The 1,267-nt window shown below is 74.7% G+C and carries 1 protein-coding gene; it reads right to left on the bottom strand.

The window, feature by feature from the left end:
* Positions 1-1,051: DUF6350 family protein (locus ACJA3G_RS37200; RefSeq protein WP_406557425.1), on the bottom strand; the 1,051-nt coding region annotated here is incomplete at its 3' end.
* Positions 1,052-1,267: the final 216 nt, after the last annotated feature.

The raw sequence follows: 1,267 nt of genomic DNA, 5'->3' as shown, positions 1-1,267 counted from the left end.
CGGCCGGCACCGGCAGCGCGGCCACCGACCAGGTCAGCCAGTTGCCGTGCGGTTCCTGCGGCAGGGCGCTCAGCAACGGGAAGTGCGGCACCGCCGGTGTCCCCGTCACCCCGAGCGGCGTCGCCACCGCGCCCGCCCCGAGCAGGAACCCGGGCCCCAGCCCGTACGCCGCACCCCACACCGCCGTGTTCGGCACCAGCGCCAGCGCCAGCAGCACCACCGCGAGCCGTCCCGGCCAGTCCTCCGCCAGGCGCTGGAACGTGTCCTCGGCCGCACCCAGGTGCCACACCAGCGCCGTCCCCGCGAGCAGCGCCCCGCCCGCCAGCAGTACGGCGGTCCCGGCCGACCCGGCTCGTACAGCCGTATGCACATGACGACCCACCAGCACCCGCCCCACCGCCCCGGGCACCCAGCGCGGCAGCGAAACGCCCGGACGGCCGTGCGCGGTCCAGAGCCCGGCCGCCACCGCGCCCGACACCACCAGCAGCAGATGCAGGGCGGCGCTCAGGGGCGCGGCGGGCAGCGGACCGTCGGACGCGTACAGCACCGCCGCCCCGCCCACCAGCAGATATCCGCCGCTCACCGCCGCGAACGCGGTCCAGGCCGGCGGCAGCACCACCGGCTCATCGTCGTCCTCCTCCGCCCCGGCCCCGGCCTCGTCCCCGTACTCCTGGTCGTCCTGGTGGTCCTGGTACTCCTGCTCGTCCCCGTACGCCAGCGCGTCCCGCGCCGCCCGGTGTGCCAGCCACACCGGCAGGCCCACCAGCAGCAGCGGCACGATCCCCACCGGCGCGGGCACCCCGCTGAGCGTCTCGGGTCTGACCAGCCGCGTTCCATGGGCGAGCAGCCACAGCGAGGCAGCCGCCCGCAGGGCGCCGCCGGGCCCGCTGTCGGGGTACGGCGAGCTGATCCACACCACCGTCACCAGCACGGCGAGCGCGCCCAGGCCCAGCCCCGCCGCCATCACCCCGCGCAGCGCGCAGGTGGCCAGCACGGACGAGCGGCCCGGGGCCGTCGGCAACATCAGGCCGCGATCGGTCACTTGTGTCACGCCGCCATGCTGCCAACGACACGCGCTTTATCCGCGTAACGGGAAAATGCCCGCCGTGTCGCCCAATATACGTTTATGTACTTTTCCGCTCGGGGTAAGGCTGCGTGCGGTACGGCCGTCTCGGCCTTCGCGGGGAGTTCTGGGAGCCCTTCATGACAGAGCGCACGTCCGACACCGGTGCCGCCATGTCGTCGCCGCCCCTGCCGACCCCGGAGG

The sequence above is a fragment of the Streptomyces sp. YS-3 genome, from assembly GCF_045257485.1.
Taxonomy (GTDB): domain Bacteria; phylum Actinomycetota; class Actinomycetes; order Streptomycetales; family Streptomycetaceae; genus Streptomyces.
The sequence above is the reverse complement of the archived record's forward strand: the minus strand, read 5'-3'. Positions and strand labels throughout refer to the sequence as shown.